The organism is Vibrio owensii, from assembly GCF_002021755.1.
Taxonomy (GTDB): domain Bacteria; phylum Pseudomonadota; class Gammaproteobacteria; order Enterobacterales; family Vibrionaceae; genus Vibrio; species Vibrio owensii.
Map to the genome: position 1 here is coordinate 3,266,755 of NZ_CP019959.1, position 18,627 is coordinate 3,285,381.

The 18,627-nt window shown below is 38.9% G+C and carries 23 protein-coding genes; 22 read left to right on the forward strand and 1 reads right to left on the reverse strand.

Features of this window, described 5'->3' with window-relative positions; translation table 11 throughout:
• Positions 1 to 82: 82 nt before the first annotated feature.
• The 4 genes from A9237_RS15040 to A9237_RS15070 all read left to right on the forward strand — a co-directional run bounded on the left by A9237_RS15040 (position 83) and on the right by A9237_RS15070 (position 2,631).
• The gene (locus A9237_RS15040; protein ID WP_078608511.1) at positions 83 to 760 is read left to right on the forward strand and encodes a hypothetical protein; all 678 of its coding nucleotides are present in this window, start codon (positions 83 to 85) and stop codon (positions 758 to 760) included.
• Positions 761 to 895: 135 nt separating this feature from the next.
• A complete protein-coding gene (locus A9237_RS15050) occupies positions 896 to 1,249 on the forward strand; it encodes a VOC family protein (RefSeq protein ID WP_078608513.1) in 354 nt (117 codons plus the stop codon).
• 133 nt (positions 1,250 to 1,382) lie between these two features.
• Entirely contained in the window at positions 1,383 to 1,940 is a 558-nt protein-coding gene (locus tag A9237_RS15060) for a hypothetical protein (RefSeq protein ID WP_029857376.1), read from the forward strand.
• 133 nt (positions 1,941 to 2,073) lie between these two features.
• Positions 2,074 to 2,631 carry a hypothetical protein gene (locus A9237_RS15070; RefSeq protein WP_078608516.1) on the forward strand — a complete coding sequence of 186 codons (558 nt, stop codon included), beginning with the start codon at positions 2,074 to 2,076 and terminating at the stop codon, positions 2,629 to 2,631.
• A 206-nt stretch (positions 2,632 to 2,837) separates the two neighbouring features.
• Here the strand turns inward: A9237_RS15070 and A9237_RS27155 are convergent, their stop codons facing one another.
• Positions 2,838 to 3,140: a hypothetical protein gene (locus tag A9237_RS27155; RefSeq protein WP_153303233.1), complete on the reverse strand. Its 303-nt coding sequence runs from the start codon at positions 3,138 to 3,140 to the stop codon at positions 2,838 to 2,840.
• A 245-nt stretch (positions 3,141 to 3,385) separates the two neighbouring features.
• Here A9237_RS27155 and A9237_RS15085 point away from each other — a divergent pair, with 245 nt between their 5' ends.
• The 18 genes from A9237_RS15085 (at position 3,386) to A9237_RS15230 (ending at position 17,874) form a co-directional block, all read left to right on the forward strand.
• Complete coding sequence (locus tag A9237_RS15085) at positions 3,386 to 3,802, forward strand: hypothetical protein (RefSeq protein WP_009705222.1); 417 nt, start codon at positions 3,386 to 3,388, stop codon at positions 3,800 to 3,802.
• Between the two features lie 155 nt (positions 3,803 to 3,957).
• On the forward strand, positions 3,958 to 4,527 hold the full coding sequence (locus A9237_RS15090) for a hypothetical protein (protein ID WP_078608518.1): 570 nt from the start codon (positions 3,958 to 3,960) through the stop codon (positions 4,525 to 4,527).
• 196 nt (positions 4,528 to 4,723) lie between these two features.
• Positions 4,724 to 5,686, forward strand: a complete 963-nt coding sequence (locus A9237_RS15095) for a hypothetical protein (RefSeq protein ID WP_078608519.1) — start codon at positions 4,724 to 4,726, stop codon at positions 5,684 to 5,686.
• 267 nt (positions 5,687 to 5,953) lie between these two features.
• Positions 5,954 to 6,226, forward strand: coding sequence for a hypothetical protein (locus A9237_RS15100; protein ID WP_065767843.1), 273 nt, complete (start codon positions 5,954 to 5,956; stop codon positions 6,224 to 6,226).
• 409 nt (positions 6,227 to 6,635) lie between these two features.
• A complete protein-coding gene (locus A9237_RS15110) occupies positions 6,636 to 7,103 on the forward strand; it encodes a hypothetical protein (protein ID WP_237358394.1) in 468 nt (155 codons plus the stop codon).
• Positions 7,104 to 7,236: 133 nt separating this feature from the next.
• Entirely contained in the window at positions 7,237 to 7,644 is a 408-nt protein-coding gene (locus A9237_RS15120; protein WP_078608521.1) for a hypothetical protein, read from the forward strand.
• 287 nt (positions 7,645 to 7,931) lie between these two features.
• The gene (locus tag A9237_RS15130) at positions 7,932 to 8,549 is read left to right on the forward strand and encodes a hypothetical protein (RefSeq protein ID WP_237358395.1); all 618 of its coding nucleotides are present in this window, start codon (positions 7,932 to 7,934) and stop codon (positions 8,547 to 8,549) included.
• A gap of 485 nt (positions 8,550 to 9,034) precedes the next feature.
• A complete protein-coding gene (locus A9237_RS15140; protein WP_078608522.1) occupies positions 9,035 to 9,367 on the forward strand; it encodes a hypothetical protein in 333 nt (110 codons plus the stop codon).
• 175 nt (positions 9,368 to 9,542) lie between these two features.
• Entirely contained in the window at positions 9,543 to 9,863 is a 321-nt protein-coding gene (locus tag A9237_RS15150) for an immunity protein Tsi6 family protein (protein WP_009698350.1), read from the forward strand.
• 231 nt (positions 9,864 to 10,094) lie between these two features.
• Positions 10,095 to 10,439 carry an antibiotic biosynthesis monooxygenase family protein gene (locus tag A9237_RS15160; RefSeq protein WP_078608524.1) on the forward strand — a complete coding sequence of 115 codons (345 nt, stop codon included), beginning with the start codon at positions 10,095 to 10,097 and terminating at the stop codon, positions 10,437 to 10,439.
• Positions 10,440 to 10,594: 155 nt separating this feature from the next.
• Positions 10,595 to 11,269: a class I SAM-dependent methyltransferase gene (locus A9237_RS15170; protein ID WP_078608526.1), complete on the forward strand. Its 675-nt coding sequence runs from the start codon at positions 10,595 to 10,597 to the stop codon at positions 11,267 to 11,269.
• 226 nt (positions 11,270 to 11,495) lie between these two features.
• Positions 11,496 to 12,344 carry a hypothetical protein gene (locus tag A9237_RS15180; protein WP_078608527.1) on the forward strand — a complete coding sequence of 283 codons (849 nt, stop codon included), beginning with the start codon at positions 11,496 to 11,498 and terminating at the stop codon, positions 12,342 to 12,344.
• 1 nt (position 12,345) lies between these two features.
• Entirely contained in the window at positions 12,346 to 12,795 is a 450-nt protein-coding gene (locus A9237_RS15185; RefSeq protein WP_022593433.1) for a hypothetical protein, read from the forward strand.
• Between the two features lie 159 nt (positions 12,796 to 12,954).
• The gene (locus A9237_RS15190) at positions 12,955 to 13,923 is read left to right on the forward strand and encodes a hypothetical protein (RefSeq protein WP_078608528.1); all 969 of its coding nucleotides are present in this window, start codon (positions 12,955 to 12,957) and stop codon (positions 13,921 to 13,923) included.
• A gap of 117 nt (positions 13,924 to 14,040) precedes the next feature.
• Entirely contained in the window at positions 14,041 to 14,769 is a 729-nt protein-coding gene (locus tag A9237_RS15195; protein WP_078608529.1) for a hypothetical protein, read from the forward strand.
• A gap of 139 nt (positions 14,770 to 14,908) precedes the next feature.
• Entirely contained in the window at positions 14,909 to 15,739 is an 831-nt protein-coding gene (locus A9237_RS15205; protein ID WP_078608531.1) for a hypothetical protein, read from the forward strand.
• A 144-nt stretch (positions 15,740 to 15,883) separates the two neighbouring features.
• Positions 15,884 to 16,843, forward strand: a complete 960-nt coding sequence (locus A9237_RS15215; protein ID WP_078608532.1) for a DUF6602 domain-containing protein — start codon at positions 15,884 to 15,886, stop codon at positions 16,841 to 16,843.
• A 509-nt stretch (positions 16,844 to 17,352) separates the two neighbouring features.
• Positions 17,353 to 17,874, forward strand: coding sequence for a hypothetical protein (locus tag A9237_RS15230; protein WP_078608534.1), 522 nt, complete (start codon positions 17,353 to 17,355; stop codon positions 17,872 to 17,874).
• Positions 17,875 to 18,627 lie beyond the last annotated feature (753 nt).

Below are 18,627 nucleotides of genomic sequence, written 5' to 3' on the forward strand. Positions count from 1 at the left end.
ATTAAGGTGGTGTGCGGTGGCTTCGGTATTGCGTCGCTCACCCCTTAACAGGGCGTTAGCTGTCTTCATTTATAGGTACGATATGACAAAGAAAATTCCATATTATTTTGCTCCCGAAGAGTTGCGTTTGTTGCAGGCATTTAACTCGAAGCAAGTAGAACTAACTGCAAATTTCGTAGAAAATATAGACGAGCATGTACAAACATATACAACCGAAATGTTCCAACAACAGTGTGCAGATGACCCTGGTGAAGTTGTTGAGGTCGAAGTATCACATATTGCTGGTGTAAGCGAAGATGAATACGATTTTAAAGCAGTGTTTACAGATTTGATGCCCATGTATCAACGACAGTCCATGCTAGTCACTAACTGGGCTGTATTTGAGTGTGAACTAAAAAAATTTTATAGCATCATTGCCGAAGAAATGGGGCATTCTCCTGAACTACCTAAAAAGAAAAGAGGTAGTGACTTAAGTCATCTGATTAAAAACTTCAAAGCGATTGGCTTATTAACTGAGCCATCAGAACAGTTTGAGATGGCGTTCAACAAGTTAGACAATGAAGTTAGATTTATCCGCAATGATTGGGTTCACAACGGCGGTGTCGCAAAGAATACAGAGAACGTTGGTGATATCGAAGGTATTTCAATCAATGGACAACAGCTAGATATCTCTAGTGGCTATATAGAATCTGCAACAGACGCAATGTGGAAGTTATCGCATGAACTGACTGATTCAGCGAGAAAGGTGCAAAACAGCTAACAAACTGTTCAAGAGTGATTCGCAACGCGTGGCATTTTCACTATGCGTTGCGTTTAGTGTTGAAGGCGGTATGCGGCGGCTTAGGTATTGCGTTGCTCACACCTTAACAGGGCGTTATGTGGTTGGAGAGAAATTATGAATCCATCAGCGGTTCTTGTTCATGTCCCAGATGTAGCGAAAGGGCTTGAATGGTACAAGAAAGCTTTTCCAGAAGCCGTTCCGGTTTACCATCCAGAATTTGATTTCACGGCACTTGATCTAAATGGTTTCTCACTAGAAATAGTCCAAGCAGACGAAAAGGTTGGTGCTGGTAAAAGTGGTACAGTTGTTTACTGGTCAGTAGATAATTTATGTGTTGCACTGGCTCATTTTGAAGAGCTAGGTGCGTGTCTTTATCGTGGACCAATGGAAATAGAAGATGGGCTTTCAATGTGCCAAGTTGAGGACCCTTTTGGAAACTTAATAGGACTACGTGGGAAAACCACATAACAAACTGTTTAAGAGTGATTCGCAACGCGTGGCATTTCTACTATGCGTTGGTTTTAGTGTTTAAGGTGGTATGCGGCGGCATCGGTATTGCGTTGCTCACACCTTAACAGGGCGTTAGCTTGTAGGTGAACAAATGACTGTAGATTGGCGTGATAAATACATAACAGAAAAAGGTTTTCGTTTTACAGAACTAATAAACGATGACTTCTTTCAACCTTTCAGAGTCTTATATCAAGCAGGACATTATGTTTCTAGCATTAAGCTTATGCTTGTAGCTGTTGACTCGATTGGCTATATCGAGTTTGGCGAAAGCTCTAGAGGTGAAGATACCCCGTTTGTTAAATGGTTAAATGAGTATGCTGACTTAACCTCAGTCGAGGTTACTCCCAGAGAGCTTTGGGAGCATCGAAATTCACTCTTACACATGAGTAACTTGGACTCAAGGCAAGTCCAAAAAGGTAGCATAAAACGCTTGGTTGCTTATGTCGGCAGTATTCCTCCGGAAGTTGAGTTGTTGGAAGAAAATGCCAAGTATTATGACTATCGAGCATTAATACATGAGTTTGGTCAGGCTTGTAACAAGTGGATTCAATCATACAGTGACGATCCATCAAAATTTGATCAGTTCATTCAACGATACGATCTCATTGTGTCAGATTCACGTATGCTCCACATTCCACTTACAAGCTAACAAACTGTTTAAGAGTGATTCGCAACGCGTGGCATTTTCACTATGCGTTGCGTTTGGTGTTTAAGGTGGTATGCGGGAGCTTCGGTATTGCGTTGCTCACACCTTAACAGGGCGTTAGCTTGTAGGTGAACAAATGACTGTAGATTGGCGTGATAAATACATAACAGAAAAAGGTTTTCGTTTTACAGAACTAATAAACGATGACTTCTTTCAACCTTTCAGAGTCTTATATCAAGCAGGACATTATGTTTCTAGCATTAAGCTTATGCTTGTAGCTGTTGACTCGATTGGCTATATCGAGTTTAGCGAAAGCTCTAGAGGTGAAGATACCCCGTTTGTTAAATGGTTAAATGAGTATGCTGACTTAACCTCAGTCGAGGTTACTCCCAGAGAGCTTTGGGAGCATCGAAATTCACTCTTACACATGAGTAACTTGGACTCAAGGCAAGTCCAAAAAGGTAGCATAAAACGCTTGGTTGCTTATGTCGGCAGTATTCCTCCGGAAGTTGAGTTGTTGGAAGAAAATGCCAAGTATTATGACTATCGAGCATTAATACATGAGTTTGGTCAGGCTTGTAACAAGTGGATTCAATCATACAGTGACGATCCATCAAAATTTGATCAGTTCATTCAACGATACGATCTCATTGTGTCAGATTCACGTATGCTCCACATTCCACTTACAAGCTAACAAACTGTTTAAGAGTGATTCGCAACGCGTGGCATTTTCACTATGCGTTGCGTTTGGTGTTTAAGGTGGTATGCGGGAGCTTCGGTATTGCGTTGCTCACACCTTAACAGGGCGTTAGTCGCCAGAAAAAGCTAGCAATCAAAATCATGTTTCTAAGCTTAGAATTCGGAGGATGATCGTTTGATACGCAGGTGCGTCGTCGATAGTCAAAACTCAGTTTCAACTGTTTCAAGTCCAAAGCTTTGTAACTGTCCTAGCGGTTGTTTTGTTCTTTGGTGCTGACAGTGCAGGGTAATCGAGAGTCTGTTTTTGGTTGCAACTCTGCTCGGTGAGTTTGTTGGTACAAAAGCCAATTTACTCGCTGAAGTGACGTTTTCTCTGGCGTTGTAAATTCCACGTGGTTTCAGTGACTTTGTTGAAAGTTCGCACTGTGAGATTGGTTTTCCAAAAGCGCTTTTTGGTGTTGTCAGTCCGTTTTCTGCGGCGTTGTTTGTTCCAAATGGTTTCATTGAATAGCCGCTTTGAGACTACGCCTGACTTAAATGCATCAAAGCACATAAAGTTTGTTGTTCGCAAAGTTTAGTTCGGCTTAAAATTGTCGCTCGGTACCTCGCGACTAACAAACTGCTCAAGAGGGATTCGCAACGCGTGGCATTTTTACTATGCGTTGAATTTAGTGATTAGGGTGGTTTGCGGTGGCTTTTGTATTGCGTTGCTCACCCCTTAGCAGGGCGTTATGTTCAAGGAGGAGTATTTGAATACTATGTTGGAATGGAGCAATCCATACGAATTAGATTTAACAGAAGGTAAAGGCTTAGTTTACTTCGCCAGAGTTGTTGATGATGTAGGTAATGAATATCGTTACGTGGGGCAAACCAAACGAGGGAAGAAACGTTTAAATGACTACGTTAACAACGTTAGAAGGATTCTCTCAGGTCTTCCTAGAAGGACAACTAAGGGGCAAGAGAAATATCGAGCCGTACATCTAGCACTGGCTAAAGCAACGCAAAATAATTGGTTTTATGAACTAAAACCAATTGAGATCACGGAACTCACAAAACTGAACGATTTAGAAAGCTCAAAAATTAAGGAGCTAAATTGTAACCTGAATGTAAAGTGGTCTTGGAATGTATCTGATTTTTCTGAGCTAAATCTTAGTGATATCCGTTAGTTTTGAACATAACAAACTGTTCAAGAGGGATTCGCAACGCGTGGCATTTTTACTATGCGTTGATTTAAGTGTTTAAGGTGGTATGCAGCGACTTTGGTATTGCGTTGCTCACCTCTTAACAGGGCGTTATACAAAAAGGAGAAGTTGCACCTCATATGGAACTAAATTTTTTATCGAACTTTGAGTTCGCATATCTTGCTAATGTTGGAGATTTACTCACTGGGTTAGGAACCTTAGTACTGTCTCTTTCAGCGCTGATAAGTGCTTTTAGTTGGAAACGCAAAAATCAATGGGAGCGGGTGTATTCTGAAATTTCTTCAGCCAAAGAAGCTATTACAAGGAGCCGCTTAGACTTCTACAAACTAAATAGGCAGGTAGTAGTCCCTTTGATGGTGCCAGCAACGGTTAGCAAAAGAGTTGTACCTAACAAAGATAAAGCTACTGCCATGATTGACTCTTTAAGCGTTAGCTTAAACGATCTACAAAACGCATTGATTATTTTGGAATCTGTAACGTTAACTAGCCAAAAGCAATTGGCGCATAGTGCATTTGAGTTAATTAATGTTTTCGAACGTTTTTCTCACAATATTATGCGTAATATCGATAACTTTGATGCTATTGATACCGTGATCGAAGCTGAAAACTTTGTCAAGGATCTTGAATATATTAGGCTTCAACTCGACGACTTTAGCTCTACAATTGCAGAGATAAATAAAGAAGCTTAATTTTATCTCTGTGCACTGGTGAAGTTTTTGTATAACAAAGCATTTAAGAGTGATTCGCAACGCTTGGCATTTTTGATGTCATCGTTGGGTTTTGTGTTTAAGGTGGTAAGGTCAAGTTTGGTGGTAGCGTTGCTCACACCTTAATGCGGCGTTATGCCTCAATGATAAATAGTTAAATATCGGTGATAAAAATAATATGAAAAAGGTATTACTTTTCTGCTTTTTATCATTTTCGGTCGTCGCTGAAAATGTTAATAGTGAGCAGGAAAGCTTAACTTCTCCCGAAGTTGTTAAACTTCAAGAAGATCTCAAAGAACTTGACTCAAGGGTGTCAAAAGCTCTAAACGTCAATCAATCCTTGGTTATTCAGGGAAATGAACTCATAAATAAAGCGACAGAATTGGTAAATAACCAAACTAAAAAGCAAGATGAGTTCGCATTACTACTTAACGAGGTCAAACAGTTTAAAGAAAGTAAAACTGATCTAGAGTTTAGTATTGCTACTGATATACCATATGTAGTTTCAGTTGTGCTGTCGATTTTACTTTCTGCTCTTGTCACGTGGATGCTTCTTAGAAAAGATGCAACCGCAGGTCATAAGCGACTAATTAAAGAGTTTAGACAAAGCTGGGTTAATGATTTTCGGGATACCGTATCAAATTACCTTGATAAGATTGTTCAAGTTCAGGCGTTTCAACAGAACAATATTAACTTCAAAATTACACGTAATGCACTGATTTCGATTAGAAATGAGTTTGACGAAAAAAAGAAAGAAATTGATGCGAAAGACATTGATTTAATCGATAAAGTAAAGGAAAAACTTTCAGTTACTAGGGTGTATGAAAAGGAACTAAAAAAGGAGTATGATAAAAATTATCAGTCCAAAAACAACGAGTATTTGGCATTACTGTCCAGCACGAAAGTTCTAAGTTCTAAACTACATTTGCTTCTTAAACCTACGTTTGAAGAAAAAGATGTAAAAGACAAACGAGTTTATGAAGCATTAACTCAAATCGAAAATTATCTAAATGACCCCAATACTAGGCATAGCGTTATGAACCATGATGTTCTCGTACGCTATAATCAAGAACTCTTAATATCTACACAAGAGTTGCTTAAAAGCGAGTGGGATAAAATTAAGGATCCAGCAAAAGTGTAACAGAGGCATAACAAAGCATTTAAGAGTGATTCGCAACGCTTGGCGTTTTCGCTTCGCTCAAGTATAGCCAAGCGCCGCTCACACCTTAATGCGGCGTTAGAAGCCAACGAAAATCCACTTTAAAGTTATAGTGACTATTTAATATGTTGATATATAATGATTTTATATCATTCTATTCAAGGTTTGATATAGCCTTCTTTGTTGATGTGTAAAGTATGTTTACATAATTAACGGTAATTATAATCAATGTTATAAAGTGGTAAGAAATTGGATTACAAAAAGATTGTAGTTAAGACCATTCAACTTCAGTTCAATACTAGCTCAAGCCGTGCCGAACAAGTCGTTGATAATCTTGCAACCAATTATGCGGTGGCAAATGCTTTGCCAATTAGCGATTTCTGGGCGTCAAATGGAGCGGTTTTTAAAAGAAAATTCGAATCCTATTTTGCGAAAGCTCACGTTGCTGGGCTTAACAGTGGACACCAAGATCTAAATCAACAATTAGATGTTTTTGAGAAAACGATGATTTCTTTATTCTAATTGCTTCACGATTGATCGTAACTAAAGCCTTACTTTTGTAACAGTAAGGCTTCTAACAATCTGTTTAAGAGTGATTCGCAACGCTTGGCATTTTTGCTATGCGTTGCGTTTAGTGTTTAAGGTGGTATGCGGGAGCTTCGGCATTGCGTTGCTCACACCTTAACAGGGCGTTAGCAGTTTTTGGGAGGAGTAATTGAAAATATTTCTAACACACTACAAACTTTGTAATGATTCAAACGTTTGGAGAGTATTTAAGACGATAGTTGTAAGTAATGATATTGCTGATGTGATTGTGTTGATATGTAAATTCTCGCTCTTCACATTCGGGGCAATTGGTTTGAAGTACTTCTCAGAAGGTATGTTCCAGTCGTTATTGTTGATTTCTTTTTCGCTATTCATGTGTTTCAAAATGATCAATCAATACAACATGTGTCGACAAAGGGCATTTGAACGTTATTCAAACATTTTCCAACATGAGCTGTCATTTTTTAGTAAAAATAACGAGTATCTACAGTTTGTAATGTTTTATGAAGGAGCAGTTAGATTAAAAATATCAGATAATACTAACTTTGAAAGCTCTTTAGAATACTGTAACGTCGAAATTGATAGTTATTCACAGCCAACCATAGCTACAAACCCTTGGTTCATAATATTTGCGTCCTTCTTAGCTGCGTCACTCATTTCTTTATTTTGGGAATCGAACGAGGTATTTGAGGCTATCGGGTTATTTTTCGTCGTCTATGCTGTTTTGTTTTTTATACCATGGGTAATCACTCATTATGGAAAGCATCGCGCATTAACACGATTAAGAAAATTTTGTTATTGGGCACAAAACCTATCTGAAGAAGAGAGAGAAGTGTTTAATAAAAACAGCTAACAATCTGTTTAAGAGTGATTCGCAACGCTTGGCATTTTTGCTATGCGTTGCGTTTAGTGTTTAAGGTGGTATGCGGGAGCTTCGGTATTGCGTTGCTCACACCTTAACAGGGCGTTAGCTGTTTAAGGAAAAAATGAGAAAATATGATAAGCCGCTATTCTGGCTGTATATAAAAACAAGAGACTCGTTGTTGTCATCTTTTAAGGGCTTTCTGGGAATGCTTTTAGTGTTGTTCGGGGCAGAAGTAGTTTTAGGTAATGAATCCCCCGAGAATGTCTGGATTTCGGTGGGAATCACTTTACTAGTATCTAGTCTTCCAGTCTCAATGGGCCTGATGATGGTAAAGCTCAAATTTAAGAGTTTTGCTGGGTCAATACCTACAGCAGAACTAGCGTATTTTTTACAGCACGATGAAGGTGCAAACTTAGATAAAGCTGTGAGAGGTTTATTTTCGTTATGCCTATCTTTTATGATTTACCTTTGGTTTACGATGGTAACTATCGCAGTACTCGGTATGTTGGGAGCAAAGCTCGTGTTGTAAAACACAGCTAACAAACTGTTTAAGAGGGATTCGCAACGCGTGGCATTTTCACTATGCGTTGGTTTTAGTGTTTAAGGCGGTATGCGGCGGCTCTTGTATTGCGTTGCTCACCCCTTAACAGGGCGTTAGCTCAATATATCAACACCTTATAGTTAAGGTTCTAGTAAGTAATTACTGATCCAGTAAATTGCAGCCTCTCGTGAAGTCATACGAAAAAAAGCTAAGTGGATTTGTGTCGTGACTTTTTAGATCGTATCAATCCGAATATATGCTAAGTAGGAGTTTTTATGAGAGTTCAACAGTCAAAGATTGGGACTGACCCAGTAAAATATTATGCGAGTTTAATTGGAATGGAAAAGCATGAGTCTCGCTTGAAAAAGCAAACCAATGCAATTCCGATCATGACCGGAATTGTCCTCTACAGACAGCTCCCAAAAAATAAGCAATCGCAAATATTAAAGCAAATACTAGACATGAGTGATAACCAGTTAAAAGCCTCATTGTACGGATTAGTTTCGCAGGTTGTAGCTAGTCCATATTGGTTCTCGTGGTCTCTTTCTGACAGTGAGCTTAGGGAGTTCTTTGATACGAATAAAGGGGTGACTGACGCGCTGAAAGTCGTAGGGTTAGATATAACAATTCCGTTGACAGTGGCTGGTGTTGCAGCATTTTTATACTCCGCAAATGAAAAAGGGGTCATTGGAGCGTCACAAAAAGCCTCTGAGCAACTCAAAAAAACGGTTACCTCGTCGCCAGTGGCGCAAGTTGGCATGAAAATGGGACTAACAAAACAGCAGCATCACGAGCATCTGCAATTCTGGTTGTTATGGTTACTGTTATTGCATACCAAACGAGTTCAAATGCAAAAGATGCTCAAAAAGAGTTGTTACGCAGAGGTTTGCTAAAAGCGGATGATTAATAATGCTAATCATATTTCTAATACTTGCCTTTTCATTGGCGACAATCCATTTCTCTCACGTGCTTTTCTCTTTGTGCCTATTATCTCCAAGTCAGTTACCTAAAGGTGTAACATTACTGCGTTCACTAGCTCTTTGCATAATGGCGGCTTGTGCGCAGTATTATACGCTTTCATTGATCTTAGGTTCTAACCTACCTGCGGTATCAGGTTTAGTTTTAGTAATAACAAATACTTTCTTCTTTATAGGTTTTTACTCTGCTTACAAAGCTAAGTACACCAAAGAAAGTTAGTGCGTGAATATATATCAAGCTAACAAACTGTTTAAGAGTGATTCGCAACGCGTGGCATTTTTACCATGCGTTGATGCTAGTGATTAAGGTGGTGTGCGGCAGCTCGGTATTGCGTTGCTCACACCTTAACAGGGCGTTAGTTTTTTGAACCTCATGAATATTTAGGCAGCGGAAAGTTAAAATGGATAAGAAAAGAAGAATTGCGAAATTTGATAATTTAATGAATCAACAAAGCCCTGCGAGTTGCCCTGTCAGCGCATGGGAACTATTGACTAGGGTTTTAGCAAATGTAGAGAGTAATCATGCTCCAGTAGATGAAGAAAAGATGACTATATTGCCGCTCGATCATAAGGACGTTAGTAAACTCGAAAATGGAGGATTTTCGATCCCTTTAATTGGTTATAAAATCCTCTTAAATCCCAATGGTGCAATTAGAATAATTAACTACTATAACCGTATGTTACCCTCTGTAGACCTTCCTGGGGCAGATGGAAAACGTTTTGATGAAGAGTAGAAATAATGATTCGTCAATTTCTTATTCATAAGTGGTTGTAGTAAAAACTAACAAACTGTTTAAGAGTGATTCGCAACGCGTGGCATTTTTACTATACGTTGTGTTTGGTGTTTAAGGTGGTATGCGGGAGCTTCAGTATTGCGTTGCTCACACCTTAACAGGGCGTTATGAGTCAATGGAATTTATGACCCAAGAAAACGTAAAAATAGATATCTGCAATCAAGCAATAGAAACCCTTAAACTGAATCGGAGTGTTTTACAGCCTCAGTTGTTTGATTCCATAGAAAAGCAGTTAGAGTGGTTAATCTCTTACTTTGAAGGTACGTCTAATGAAAGATCAAAGTTGTTTGAACTAACTTTTGGACATTATGCTGCCCGAGAAATTGATCCTAGAGAGCGTGATTTGGTCGATGCACTGAATAAAGCGTTTTATGTCGCGGTCCAAACTAGGAGGGGATTAAAATTGGAACTGAGTGAGTTGGGAATTGACTCATAACAAATTGTTCAAGAGGGATTCGCAACGCGTGGCATTTTCACTATGCGTTGGTTTTAGTGTTTAAGGTGGTATGCGGTCGCTTCGGTATTGCGTTGCTCACCCCTTAACAAGGCGTTATGTGAATGGCGAAAAATCAAAGAATCTAATCTCTAACTTCTTGCTACAACTCATATTTACAGCAGCTCCAATTCGGTAAAATGCTCGAATATATTAGTCGTAGCCTGGTGAGTTATGATCGCAGTAATTTTTGAAGTACAGGTAGCAGAGGGTAAAACTTCTGAATATCTAGATATTGCAAGTGAACTAAAACCGCTGCTATCAGATATTGATGGTTTTATCTCAATCGAACGTTTCCAAAGTCTAACAAATGACAGCAAGGTTCTATCTTTGTCATTTTGGCGTGACGAAAAAGCAATTCAAGAGTGGCGCAATCTAGAATCTCATCGATTTGCTCAATTAAAAGGTCGTAGTGGTGTTTTTGAAAGCTACAGACTCAGAGTTGCGGGTGTCATCAGAGACTATGGCATGGACATACGTTCTGAAGCCCCAAAAGATAGTATCGACGCACACGGCTAAAATTCACATAACAAACTGTTCAAGAGGGATTCGCAACGCGTGGCATTTTTACTATGCGTTGGTTTTAGTGTTTAAGGTGGTATGCGGCAACATCGGTATTGCGTTGCTCACCCCTTAACAGGGCGTTAGCCTACCTTTCAAAATTGGAACAATGGATGACTAGTTTGAAATACGACCAAAATGAAATAAATAAGGAAGGCTGGGAAAAGGTTGCCTTAGCGTATTCGGGAGATTCCGCCTCAGAAGATGACCCTAACTTACGTGAGTTTGCGAGGAATGAATTTATAAAACGCCTTGATGGAAAACACATTTTAGAGGTTGGTTGTGGACCAGGAACGGACGCAGCAAAATTTCATGAGCTAGGTTTTGAGGTTCTTGCCACTGATTATTCCTCTAGGTTTTTAGATGTTGTTCGAGAAAGATACCCGTACTTAAAAGTTAAGCTTTTTGACATGGTAAAGCCTGAGTCCTTACACCAAAAATTTGATGGAATATATGGTTTTGGCAGCTTCATTCATATTCCTAGAGAACTGTGTTGCGAGTCACTAAGAAACCTCAATGGGATTTTAAAGCGTGGAGGCGTTCTGTGTTTGCAGTTGATCCAATCTTCAAAAGGCATTGAGCAATACTATATTGATGATTGGGCTGGTGATCCTCAATGTTCAATGTTATTCAACTGCTATGCCCCTGTAGAAATTGAAGCGAAATTAAAACTTGCTGGGTTTACCGAGGTAGAGCTTCTGACGATGCCAGCAAGCATTTATGATGAAATTCCGCGCTTGATTGAGCGAGGGATCACAGGGTACTTTGTTTTCGCTCGAGCGGCATGAAACCGAACCCTAATTTGGGCTTGTAGGCTAACAAACTGTTTAAGAGTGATTCGCATCGCTTGGCATTTTTAATATGCGTTGCGTTTAGTGTTTAAGGCGGTATGCGGGAGCTTCGGTATAGCGTTGCTCACACCTTAACAGGGCGTTAAGTGCCGTTAAAGATCACATTCGACTTTAGATAATTTTGCAATTAAAATACTGAAAAATAAACATAAAAGAGATAGTTATGAATAGCGAAAGTTGGACTGATTTAGTACCTACAGTTGCAAAGCCTGTAGTTTACGCTTATCAGTATAGGCATGCGATCCATGAGCATTGGATCAAAGCTTTGATTAAGTTAGGTAAGGGTAGTGCTGATGTTATTGTAACTGGCAGACCTGGAGCGGGAAAAAGTGTGCTTGCCGCTCACTACCATGGGGAAGCCAACAGCCTTGATTGGCAGTTGCCAGGTACTAGTAACGAAGTTGAAGTTAAGCCAATTACTATCGGTGATTGGACAAAACTTGTTTCAGTTATTCCTGGACAGAACAATGCTGAACGAGCAAAAGCTCTTGATCTTGCACTAAATTCAAGTGATTCGCTAGAAGGCATAATTCATGTTGTAGATTGGGGTTATACTGCCGTTCGAGATGACTCAATCAGAAAAACGATGGTTGAGCATAAGGAACTAGATAGCGTATCTAAGGTTCGTGACCATAATCTTCAAATTGAGCTAGAGGAGTTTAAGAGGCTTCTAGAGTCAGTCAAACTTTCTAAAAGTAATGGGCGTGGTCCAAACTGGATAGCGATTGCTGTAAACAAGGTGGACTTATATGAGTCAAGTGTTGAAGATGCTAAGCAATACTATCATCCTGATTGTGGTAGTGTGTTCGCAGACGTAATTACCGAGCTATATCAAGCTATCGGTAAAGCAAATATTAAAGTAATTGCTATCCCAGTATGTGCACAACCCGAAGCTTTTGAGTGGAATGGTGAAAAGGTTACATCACAGATTGACAGTGTAACGAAACAGCGTAATTATCTAAGAGTATTTGTCGATAATATGGCTTTGTTACAATCAAGCACGGAAAAATAGAATGACCGAGAAAGATAGCCAAAATGAATTAGAGAGTTTGCTGGAAATGGCGGAATCAGTTTCTGCTACCATAGAGGATCTAAACACGAGGATTGTAAATCTTCGCACTATGGCTATGGTATCTATGGTCGGTATTTATGCCACTTTGGCTGCTGGTTTTTTTCTTTATGACAGCACATTCTTGATTGAAAAACTTGAAGTGTGGGCTTTCCTGCTCACTTGTCTATTGACTGCAACGTTACTAATGGGTTCGTGTTTTTTTCTTTTTCAATACTTTCGTAAAGTTAAGAGCCTAAAGTATAAGTTAAATACTGAAAAGGAAGTTCTTGAACACTTACTCCCTTTAGTATTCGAGTATAAAGATAATATATATTCAAACAAGTCTAACTATGTTGAGATGGCTCTCATAGAAATGCGACTAAAAAGGATCGGCTTTTCGAGTAAGTGGTAGGGCACTTAACAAAGCATTTAAGAGTGATTCCCAACGCTTGGCATTTTCGGTGTCATCGTTGGGTTTTGTGTTTATGGTGCTATGGTTAGGTTTAGTTGTAGCGTTGCTCACACCTTAATGCGGCGTTAGCTCACATACAGTATGGTTAGAGAAATAATAATGAAAAAAAGAAAGTTTTTGTCCGAGTTTGGTGTAAATATATGTAGCTCTGGAGTGCTCTTTATGCCATCCGATCAAGTACATCTTGACGGAAGTATGGACGCAGAGTCACTAGAAATATCAAAAAACAGCCATATTTATCTTATTACTAGGCGTCCATCCGCATATTTTATAAACGACTCTTTGAAATATGATAATGACACCTTAGAAGTTGAAATTGGTTACAGAATTGAAGGGAAAGAGCACAAGTTTAAGCATAAACAGATGTTTAAACTTACTGATGGTGCTGTAAATTTGATTGTAGGAAAGTATCCGCACAGAGAGATACTATCTGTCGACGATACTGGTGAAACCGTTAAAAGGTTACCAGCTAGTATGCTGAGTGTTCCAGTGTTAAATGATCTAGAAGTTCTTTATATTGGTCAGGCATTTGGTAATGGCAGTCGTACAGCTCATGAACGTTTAAAAAGTCATTCTACTCTTCAGAAAATCTTAGCGGAAAGTTCAGTTTCTTATCCAGATAGTGAAGTTTCAATATTAATGTTTCAATTTGAACAATATAGGCTAGCAGCAACGTTAGATGGAAATGCCAAAGATGTTATCGACGGCAACGAAGACAATAAGCGCTTCTTGGACATCAAAGAGAATCCATTAACTAAGAAACAACAAATAGGTTTAGTGGAAGCTAGCTTAATCAGATATTTTCAACCTTACTACAATGAGAAATTTAAAATAAAATTCCCATCTCCTAAAGTGAAAGTTCTAAAAAAATGTTTTGAACTAGACTTTTCAGGCTTGATTGTAGAAGTAAATACTGAAGATTTAGGGTTTACTTTACATTCAGAGAGGGTGGAGTCGAAACATCATCACATTGCAAGTATTGATATTGTAAGTGATCAAAGTAGAGCTGGTTTCTTCTTCATTACTCTTGATGCAGAGGTTCAGTTGTTAAATGACGTTATCCAGTAAAAATGTGAGCTAACAAAGCATTTAAGAGTGATTCGCAACGCTTGGCAGTTTCGCTTCGCTCAAGTATAGCCAAGCGTTGCTCACACCTTAATGCGGCGTTATAACTCAGGAGGTAGAATGGCATTTGATATCAGTTTAGCTTTATTAGCGTTTACTTCCGCTTTACTGAGTGTATTGACTTTAAAGGCGACAGATACTCACGAAAACTGGTGGTTTAGAAAGTCATTTTTGAGTAAGTTACTTGTGCTAAATAGCCTGCTTGTATTATTAGTGTGTATACCAAAAATATATGTAGACAATAAGGAAAAGCAGGAAAATAGAACAAGACTATCTAATTTGCATGTAAAGCTAGACAAGTCAGCAGACGAGCAGTTGAATCTACAGAAGCAGTTATCTAAAACTAAAGAAGAGCTCAGAGTCGCTATCAACTATGGCACACGGCTAGAGATTGAGTATCAACAAAAGAAAGATCTTATGTTGTCTAAAAAGTGGCAACGAGCATTTTTAGCTGAGAAAAGTGCAAACCAAAGATTACTTCATTACTTGGCAAATGAGCTCGAAAATACAAGTAGCTTCTACTTTTTGAATAATCCTACGTTTTTAAGGAATAATTACCTAAAGTCGGTGATGAGTAGCTCATATGTTCATAGTGCATACCAACTTGAATTATTGACGGAGCTACATGACCAAATAAATGATATCAATGAAAGGATTAAAGCTGGTAGTGAAGCCGTTTTGCCGGGGAGCAATACCAACTCGACATCCGGTATTGCTAAATTTGTTGGTGTAACTTCCCGTGCCGCGCGTGTAATCGAGTTGTACGCATTACTAGAGTCTGAGTTATAACAAACTGTTTAAGAGTGATTCGCAACACGTGGCATTTTTACTATGCGTTGCGTCTAGTGTTTAAGGTGACATGCGGGAGCTTCGGTATTGCGTTGCTCACACCTTAACAGAGCGTTAGGCTAATCAAAAAATGAGGATTATGGTGAAGGGTAAAGAAATTGTAGAAGCAGCATTTTCTGATGTTGAAAGCTTCTTTGTTCCGGGTAGCAACTTTACGGTAAACAGAGAGTTAAATGTAGATGATATTTCATATGCTTCAATTAGAGGAAGTGGAGCTAATGCCCGAATCAGAGTTTCACGAGGGATTTGCGAATATGAAATAACTACAATAGAAGACTATCTATTTGTTTTAATTATATTATGTCATGAATTAGCTCATTATCTAAATTTTCACAACGAACACAAAGATCAAGAGGAGCTTGATAGTGTTGCACTAGAGTCAAGAGCTGACCACTTTGGTGCTCAAATATTGCTTGTTCTAGTGACCTTTAAGACGAATACAAGTAAGTTAATAAGAACTATTGAGCCAACATTTGATCAAAGATTAGCTATTAAAAGTATTGGTAAAGCGTTAGGTGATATATACGAAGAAATATACAAAAATTGTAATTCTGAGCTATATCCTCAACCTAATATTCGTGTTGGGCTAACTGTCGCAGGGTGCTTGTCGTTCTTTCATCGTTATTTTGGGGAGCTACCAAAGCAGTTTAGTCTGAGCTTTATTCTAAATGTAATTAGGAGCGGGAATCTTGCTCACGTCCTTCAAAGCATGGATGACAGCAAGCAAGAGCAAATTGTCGGCAAGTTAATCTCGACTCACGCAAAGTTGCAGCAAGAGCAACCCTTTATGAATCAGGGCTTTAAACCTCATTTTGGCTTTTTTCTTACATCTCAGTTTGACCTAAGTCCGAGCCAAAGAAAAATGTATAGGGATACACTTGAAACTCACGTGCAAACCTTTATGCATTAGCCTAACAAATTGTTCAAGAGTGATTCGGCACGCGTGGCATTTTTACTATGCGTTGGTTTTAGTGGTTAAGGTCTTATGCGGGAGCTTAGGTATTGCGTGCCTCACACCTTAACAAGGCGTTATACGTAATTTTTTGGAGTTAGGATGTCAGACAAAGTTAAACATGAACTTGTTGATTTCATGGAAGCTGTAACAACGGGTATTCAAAATGAATACAAAAGGATTCAACGCAGGGTTAGTGAAGATCCTGGGACAGCTGGAGATGAGGGCGAGGAAAACTGGGCTGAACTATTAAGAAATTGGTTACCATCCAATTATGAGGTTGTAACTAAAGGAAGAATAATCAGTAGTAAAGGTCAAGCAAGTCCTCAAATTGACATAATAGTACTTAAACCTTGTTACCCTAATTACTTGAAAAGTAAAAAACTATATTTAGCGGGCGGTGTCGCCGCAGCTTTTGAGTGTAAATTAACGTTAAAACATCAACATATCAAACAGGCATTCTCAACAGCAAATAAAATAAGAGAATTGTTAGATACAAAAGCTAGCTCTCCTTTAAAAGAAATGAATTCTACAATTGTTTACGGAATTTTGGTGCATTCACATAATTGGAAATCTGAGGGTGCTACGCCGATTGAAAATATAAATAAAGCTGTAGAGCAATATGATAGAAAATTTATCACTAAACCCGCAGAGTGTTTAGATTTCATTTGTGTTAGTGATTTAGCAACATGGTCAGTTATGAAATTCCCTGCATTTATGAATGTTGACACTACAAAGTCTCCTCCAAGACCCATTAACCATCCATTTCCAATTACGCATTATGGTGTTACTCATTCAGGAATGTTTCAACAAGGATCAGCAGCAAACTCGACTACAACACCAATAGGTGCTTTTCTGGGACTGTTACTAAATAGAATGTCGATTTATGATTCACCCTTAAAAGATTTTGCACAACATTTTAGGTCTACCGGTGTTTGGAATGGAACGAGTACTATTTGCTCTCGAACTTGGACTCTATCAATCTTTTCTGACGAGGCTCAGAAAGAATACCATGAAAGAAACTTAAGTGACCCTAAGGTGTATTTAAAAGAGTTTTTGTAACGTGTTGAAATTACGTATAACAAACTGTTTAAGAGTGATTCGCAACGCGTGGCATTTTTACCATGCGTTGGTTTTAGTGATTAAGGTGGTTTGCGGCGGCTCTTGTATTGCGTTGCTCACACCTTAACAGGGCGTTATACCTAAAGCTTAACTATGCGGATGTAAGTAACAATTTCATGGGCTTATGTATGCTTTTAGTTGACTACGTCAGTTGCATATAGGAGAATTTGCAAAAAAATAACTTACAACAAGGCTTTACATGTCAGCGGCACCTGAGACTAGTGTTACATTCGATTGGCTACCAGCAGCGCTCGAACAACTGAATGTGCTTCACGAGAAAGCACCAATGGTAGTTAATACATGTTTACTAATGTTATGTGCAGCGCCGTTAGTGGCAGCATTGTCATTACCATTACTTGCAATTAGAAAGAAACAAAATAACACTGTACTAGAAGCATTTAGGGATAACGCTTCTACGTCTGCTCAAGGCGGAAGATAAGGTGGTTAGTATGTATGATGAGATAGTTCCATTAGTTGTTGTACTAGGTATTAGTGCGATTTACTTACTCAACTGGAGGTCTTCGCTGAAAAAGCGTGCTCAGCTCCAAGAAATGGTACTGGAAGTTATCGAGAACAAAGCGCGTTCACAAGCAGCTAAAGAGCTGGCCGTAACGTTTTTTGTAATGTCAGGAAGACATTTTGTAGTGTTCTCTTACTTGAATTGGGCATTAACAGCCAAATTTAGAAGTATCTTGGGGTTAAAGCCGAACGTTGAGACATCTTCGACAAAGCAAAAGATGGAGAAGTCATTAAAGAGAAATGAATTGAATAAAGTAGTATTTCCGATAATGAAAAAATCCATCGAGATCAATGCAATGCTTTCTCCAATTCAATATGTTTTAGCTTTTGTGCTAATCGTAATTGGGAAAATCTATTCATTTTTCGCTTGTCCAAACTCAAAAAGCTCAAAGGTTAAAGCTAAAACCCATGTAGCACATGCTCTTCTAAATTACTCCGAACACCGAGTTTAGGTATAACAAAGCATTTAAGAGGGATTCAAAACGCGTGGCATTCGTGGTTTGAATCCCTTTTTGTGTTTAAGGTGTCTATATCTTGTTCCGAGGTATGCGTTTTTCACCCCTTAATGCGGCGTTATATGCCAAGGAGGATATATGACAAAGGAAGTCGTCAATAAGTGTTACATGGCATTAGGGATTGCCGCTGGAGACTGCATCTATCGGTACCTTTTCCGTTCTGAGGAGCCATTCGATTTCTACAAGCCAGTATTTATGTTCATAGTAGCTTTTCTTATTCTCAGCATACTAAGTTTTGGCTTGAAGCTATTCAAACGACTAATTTCAATTTGAGCATTATTTAATTAAAACAACAATTTGCATCCGCTTGTTGCGTAATAAGTGGAAGGATGGTTGTGGTTTTGTGTTTGGCTCGGTGTCATTGGTGGGTAAGGCATATAACAAACTGTTCAAGAGGGATTCGCAACGCGTGGCATTTTTACTATGCGTTAAATTTAGTGGTTAAGATGGTATGCGGCGGCTTCTGTATTGCGTTGCTCACCCCTTAACAGGGCGTTATAACGAAAAAGCTCCAACCATATAGGTTGGAGCTTGCACTTAACGTTTTTCGCTACTTTAAACTAACAACTTAAGGATACTAGCGATGATCTCTTTAATCAGAGCATTGCATAGCATCTTAGCTAGTTCATCTTTCCACTTAGGGTAAGGTGACATGATAGCTATCCTCTAGTTTGAGGAAGACTAAACTAA